This window comes from Methylobacterium indicum, from assembly GCF_001043895.1.
Lineage (GTDB): Bacteria > Pseudomonadota > Alphaproteobacteria > Rhizobiales > Beijerinckiaceae > Methylobacterium > Methylobacterium indicum.
The window spans coordinates 1-5,242 of the sequence record NZ_JTHF01000422.1; the positions used below are offsets into that span (position 1 = coordinate 1).

General features: G+C 74.3%; 7 protein-coding genes. 3 read left to right on the top strand and 4 right to left on the bottom strand.

Annotation, left to right across the window (positions count from 1 at the left end; translation table 11 throughout):
- Together fliI and fliJ are read left to right on the top strand one after the other, a co-directional pair.
- Positions 1 to 1,036, top strand: a 1,036-nt coding sequence (gene fliI, locus QR78_RS31010; RefSeq protein ID WP_048431486.1) for a flagellar protein export ATPase FliI, incomplete at its 5' end; no start/stop codon positions are given.
- An 89-nt stretch (positions 1,037 to 1,125) separates the two neighbouring features.
- On the top strand, positions 1,126 to 1,533 hold the full coding sequence (fliJ, locus tag QR78_RS31015; RefSeq protein ID WP_048431487.1) for a flagellar export protein FliJ: 408 nt from the start codon (positions 1,126 to 1,128) through the stop codon (positions 1,531 to 1,533).
- A gap of 181 nt (positions 1,534 to 1,714) precedes the next feature.
- Here fliJ and deoA read toward each other — a convergent pair whose 3' ends face one another.
- The 3 genes from deoA to cdd are packed head-to-tail and all read right to left on the bottom strand — an operon-like array spanning position 1,715 to position 4,282.
- Positions 1,715 to 3,028 carry a thymidine phosphorylase gene (gene deoA / locus QR78_RS31020; RefSeq protein WP_048431489.1) on the bottom strand — a complete coding sequence of 438 codons (1,314 nt, stop codon included), beginning with the start codon at positions 3,026 to 3,028 and terminating at the stop codon, positions 1,715 to 1,717.
- A 22-nt stretch (positions 3,029 to 3,050) separates the two neighbouring features.
- Entirely contained in the window at positions 3,051 to 3,887 is an 837-nt protein-coding gene (locus QR78_RS31025) for a purine-nucleoside phosphorylase (protein ID WP_089504255.1), read from the bottom strand.
- Entirely contained in the window at positions 3,884 to 4,282 is a 399-nt protein-coding gene (gene cdd, locus QR78_RS31030; RefSeq protein ID WP_048431491.1) for a cytidine deaminase, read from the bottom strand. The genes QR78_RS31025 and cdd overlap by 4 nt, the downstream gene beginning before the upstream one ends.
- Before the next feature lie 128 nt (positions 4,283 to 4,410).
- Between cdd and QR78_RS31035 the strand changes: the two genes are divergently transcribed.
- The gene (locus QR78_RS31035) at positions 4,411 to 4,632 is read left to right on the top strand and encodes a DUF2093 domain-containing protein (protein WP_048431488.1); all 222 of its coding nucleotides are present in this window, start codon (positions 4,411 to 4,413) and stop codon (positions 4,630 to 4,632) included.
- Here QR78_RS31035 and lpxK read toward each other — a convergent pair.
- Positions 4,618 to 5,242: tetraacyldisaccharide 4'-kinase (gene lpxK, locus QR78_RS31040; protein ID WP_048431492.1), on the bottom strand; the 625-nt coding region annotated here is incomplete at its 5' end. The genes QR78_RS31035 and lpxK overlap by 15 nt on opposite strands.

Genomic DNA, 5,242 nt, shown 5'->3' on the forward strand with positions numbered 1-5,242 from the left:
GAGCCAGGCCTGGCTCGGCCGCGTGATCGACGCGCTGGGGCGCCCGATCGACGGCAAGGGGCCGCTGCCGCCCGGGCCGATGCCCTACGGCCTCCAGGCCGACCCGCCGCCCGCCCATGCCCGCCGCCGCGTCGGCCCGCCCCTCGATCTCGGGGTGCGCTGCCTCAACACCTTCCTGACGATGTGCGAAGGGCAGCGCATGGGCATCTTCGCGGGCTCCGGCGTCGGCAAGTCGGTGCTGCTCTCGATGCTGGCACGCTACACCGCCGCCGACGTCGCGGTGATCGGCCTCGTCGGCGAGCGCGGCCGCGAGGTGCAGGAATTCCTCCAGGACGACCTCGGGGAGGAGGGCCTGTCCCGCTCGGTCGTGGTCGTCGCCACCTCCGACGAGCCGGCGCTCATGCGCCGCAACGCCGCCTACGTCACTTTCGCGCTGGCCGAGCATTTTCGCGACGAGGGCGCGCAGGTGCTCTGCATGGTCGATTCGATCACCCGCTTCGCCATGGCCCAGCGCGACATCGGGCTCGCCGCCGGCGAGCCGCCGACCGCCAAGGGCTACACGCCGACCGTCTTCTCCGAGCTGCCCCGCCTGCTGGAGCGGGCCGGGCCCGGGACCGGGGACGGGGCGATCACCGGTCTGTTCACCGTGCTGGTCGAGGGCGACGACCACAACGAGCCGGTGGCGGACGCGGTGCGGGGCATCCTCGACGGGCACATCGTGATGGAGCGGGCCATCGCGGAGCGCGGGCGCTACCCGGCGATCAACGTGCTGCGCTCGGTCTCCCGCACCATGCCGCGTTCCTGCGACCCGGACTATCTCGAGGTGGTGCGCCGCGCTCGCCGGGTGCTCTCGACCTACGCCGACATGGAGGAGCTGATCCGGCTCGGCGCCTACCGCCCCGGCAGCTCGCCGGAGGTCGACGAGGCGATCGCCTTGATGCCCGATCTGGAGGCTTTTCTGGGGCAGGGTAAGGAAGAAGCAACCTCCATCCGCGAGGGTTATGAGCGCCTCGCCGCGATCGTCGGCGGGCCGTGAGGGTGGGCCGAGCCGCCCGCCCCGCGGCCGCGTGAAGGCGCGCGACGGGCGAGGCTCGGTCGCATGCCGCTGGCGGGAGTGGAGTAACAATGAAATCGCGGGACACGCTCATCCGGCTGCGCCGCTTCCAGGCCGACGAGAAGCGCCGCAAAGTCGCGCAAATCGAGGCGATGATCGCCGATTTCGCCCGCATGGCCGCCGACCTCGACCGCGAGATCGGCCAGGAAGAGCAGCGGGCCGGGATCTCCGATCCGGCCCATTTCGCCTATCCGACCTATGCCCGGGCCGCCGCGCAGCGCCGCGACAACATCCGCCGCTCGGCCGAGGACCTCGACGTGCAGCTCGCGGCGGCCAAGGCCGCCCTCGCCGAGGCGTTCGAGGAGCTGAAGAAGGTCGAGATCCTCGACGACCGCGAGCGCTCGGGCGAGCGCGCCGCCGAGAATGCCCGCGACCAGGCCAGCATGGACGCGATCGGGCTCGGCCGCGCCCGGGCCTGACGCGGGCGAGCCGAAGGCCGGCTCGCCCGCGACGCAACGGGGCATCCGGCGAAATTTTTTCGACCTCCAGATGTGGGATCGTCTCTCCCGGATTGCGGAGGCGATCCCGCGTTTCGGCTCTCCGCCGCCCGCCCCATGAGACCACCTGCCCCATGAGGCAGGCTCCCGCCGTGGAGACGCGTCAGCCGACCCGCTCCAGGATCGCCTCGCGCGCGGGAGCCGCGTCCCCGCCGATGCGATAGGCCGCGACCACCGCCGCCTCGGCCCGCGCGGCGTCCGCCTCGCTCCGGGCATGCACGATCGCCAGCGGCCGCTCCGGCCCGACCTCGTCTCCGAGGGCGGCCAGATCGGTGAGGCCGACCGCGTGGTCGATCGCGTCCTGCGGCCGGGTGCGGCCGCCGCCGAGGCCGATCACCGCGACGCCGAGGTCTCGCGTCGCGACGGCCGAGACCCGGCCGGCCCGCGGTGCGGAAATCGCCCGCACCACGGCGGCGCGGGGCAGGTGGCGCTCCGGCGCCGCGATCAGGTCGGCGGGTCCGCCGAGCGCCGTCACCATCCCGGAAAACACCTCCGCGGCGCGGCCCGAGGTCAGGCTGTCCTCCAGCCGGGCGGTCGCCTCGGCGAGGCTGGGGCTCAGGCCCCCGAGCATCAGCATCTCGGCGCCGAGCGCCACCGTGACGGCGTGGAAGCGCGGCTCGCGCCGGCGCCCGGCGAGGTAGTCGAGGGCATAAGTCACCTCGACGGCGTTGCCGGCGGACGAGGCGAGCGGCTGGTCCATGTCGGTGAGGAGCGCCCGGGTCGGTAGGCCGGCGCCGTTCGCCACGGTCACCAGGCTCTCGGCGAGGCCCCGTGCCTCCTCGGTCCGGGCCATGAACGCGCCCGAGCCCGCCTTCACGTCCATGACGAGGCCCTGCAACCCGGCCGCGAGCTTCTTCGACAGGATCGAGGCGGTGATCAGGTCGAGGGATTCGACCGTGCCGGTCACGTCCCGGATGGCGTAGAGCCGCCGGTCGGCGGGGGCGAGGTCCGGGGTCTGGCCGATCACCGCGCAGCCGACCTCCCGGGTGACGCGCCGGAACAGGTCGACGTCCGGGGCGGTGGTGTAGCCCGGGATGCTGTCGAGCTTGTCGAGGGTGCCGCCGGTATGGCCGAGGCCGCGGCCCGAGATCATCGGCACGTAGCCGCCGCAGGCCGCGACCATCGCGGCGAGCGGCAGGCTCACCGTGTCGCCGACGCCGCCGGTCGAGTGCTTGTCGAGGACCGGGCCCGGCAGGTCCCAGGTGAGCACGGTGCCGGAGCGGGTCATCGCCCGGGTGAGCGCGACGCGCTCGGGCAGCGACAGGCCGCGGAAGAAGACCGCCATGGCGAAGGCCGCCGCCTGGCCCTCGGTGACCCTCCCGTCGGTGAGCCCGGCGATGAAGGCCTCGAGGGCGTCGTCCGGCAGCGCCTGCCCGTCGCGCTTGAGGCGGATCAGTTCCTGCGGCAGCAGCGTCATGGGTTCGTCCCGGAAGAGGATGTCAGAGGTCGCCGGACAGCAGCGCCGCCACGAGGCGGCCGACATCGTCGGCGGCCTCTTGGGCGACGCGCTTGGTCTCGGCATGGTGGGGGGCGCCGATTCCGGTCCCGGCCTCGAACCCCGCGGCGTAGTTGGTCACCAGCGACAGAGCCGCGACCCTGAGGCCGAAGAACCGGGCGAGGATCACCTCCGGCACCGTCGACATGCCGACGAGATCGGCGCCGAGCGCCTTGGCCATCCGGATCTCCGCCGGGGTCTCGAAGCTCGGGCCGGAGAACCAGGCGTAGACGCCCTCCGCCAGCGGCACGCCGCAGGCCCGCGCGGCCCGCTTCAGCGCCGCGCGCAAGGCCGGATCGTAGGCGTCGACCATCGGCACGAAGCGGGCGTCGGACGGCTCGCCGTAGAGCGGGTTCATCCCCGAGAGGTTGACGTGGTCGGTGACGAGGGCGAGGCGGCCGGGGCCGGCCTCGGGCAGGAGCGAGCCGGCGGCGTTGGTGAGGAGGAGCGGCGGCGCGCCGAGGGCCGCCACCAGGCCGACCGGCACCCGCATCGCGGCGGCGTCGCCGTGCTCGTAGGCATGGGCGCGGCCCTGGAACAGCAGCACCCGGCGCCCGGCGAGGCGCCCCGCCACCAGCCGCCCGGCATGGCCCGAGACGCCCGAGACCGGGAAATGCGGGATCTCGCCGTAGGGCAGGGCGACCGCCTCGGTGAGCCGCTCGGCCAGGGGCCCGAGCCCGGTGCCGGCGACGAGGGCGAGCGCGAAGGGCTCGGATCCCAGGCGGGCCCGAACGACACCGGCGGCCGCGGCGATGCGGGGATCGTGCACGGGATCGCTCACGCGAGGTTGTCCGGCCCGAACGAGGCGGGCAGCAATTCGTCGAGGGTGAAGGTCCGGCGTACCCCCTCCGGCCCGGCGACATGGATCGGCGTGTCGGGGGCGGCGAATTCGCGGATGCGCTGGCGGCAGGCGCCGCAGGGGGTGACCAGCGCCGTGCCGTCGCCCAGCACCAGGATCGCCGCGATGCGCCGGCCGCCGGCCGCCACCATGGCGGCGATCGCCCCGGCCTCGGCGCAGGTGCCGACCGGGTAGGCGGCGTTCTCGACGTTGCAGCCGGCATGGACCGCCCCGGTCTCGTCCAGGACGGCGGAGCCGACGCGGAAGCGCGAATAGGGGGCGTGGGCGCGGCCCTGGACCGCGCGGGCGGCGGAAAACAGGGTGTCGATCGGGTCCATCCCGGCTCCGGCTGCGTGGCGGCGAGCCGCGATCATGGCGATCCGGGCGCCCGCCGTCGAGCCCGTCGACAAGCCGGCGCCGGGGTCGTAAACCCGTCATCCTTCCATGAATCGAGGAATCCGGGGCGATGCTGGGACGGTTCGAGCGCAACGGGTCCGGCGAGGCCACCGTCGAGTACGGCGACAGCAACCTGCGGGTGGTGCGGCCCGGCCGGTTCGTGCGCTGCGGCGTGACCGGGGTCGAGATCCCGCTCGACGCCCTGCGCTACTGGAGCGTCGCGCGCCAGGAGGCCTATGCCGATCCCGACGCCGTGATGGTGCGCCTGCGCCAGGACTCACGGGCCGGGTAGCCCTCGAAGCCTCCTCAGCAGGGCGGCGAGCGCCTCCGGCGCGTCGAGCGCCAGCACCACCGGCAGCGTCGCCACCGCCAGATCGCCCGGCAGGCGCATCCGGTCCTTCTCGGTCGTGACCAGGAGGAGGTTCGTGCGCGCCGCCTCCGCCACGAGGGCGTCGATCTGCGCCGCCGTGAAGGCGTGGTGGTCTGGGAAGGCCCGGGTCTCGCGCAGGTCCGCCCCGAGGTCGCGCAGGCTCGCGAAGAACTTCTGCGGCCGCCCGATCCCCGCGAAGGCCAGGACCGGGCGCCCCGCCAAAGCCGCCGCAGCCGCCGGATCGGGCACCAGCCGGCCACGCAGGGCCGGCAATCCGCGTGCCCGCGCCTCCGCCAGGAGCCGTTCGCCCGGCGCGCCCCCGCCGATCACCAGGGCGGCGTCGATGCGGGGCCATTGCGCGGCGGCCGGCGCCCGCAGCGGGCCCGCCGGAAACACCCGGCCGTTGCCGAGCCCGACCGCCCCGTCGAACACCGCGATGGACAGATCCTTGGCGAGGCCCGGGTTCTGCAGCCCGTCATCCATCACCACCACGTCGGCGCCTTCCGTCAGGCACGCCCGCGCCCCCGCGACC

What these genes read in the sequence shown, in the direction of transcription:
- cdd (WP_048431491.1), bottom strand. Translation starts at nt 4,282, where the DNA reads ATGGACCCGATCGACACCCTGTTTTCCGCCGCCCGCGCGGTCCAGGGC.
- fliJ (WP_048431487.1), top strand. Translation starts at nt 1,126, where the DNA reads ATGAAATCGCGGGACACGCTCATCCGGCTGCGCCGCTTCCAGGCCGAC.
- deoA (WP_048431489.1), bottom strand. Translation starts at nt 3,028, where the DNA reads ATGACGCTGCTGCCGCAGGAACTGATCCGCCTCAAGCGCGACGGGCAG.
- QR78_RS31035 (WP_048431488.1), top strand. Translation starts at nt 4,411, where the DNA reads ATGCTGGGACGGTTCGAGCGCAACGGGTCCGGCGAGGCCACCGTCGAG.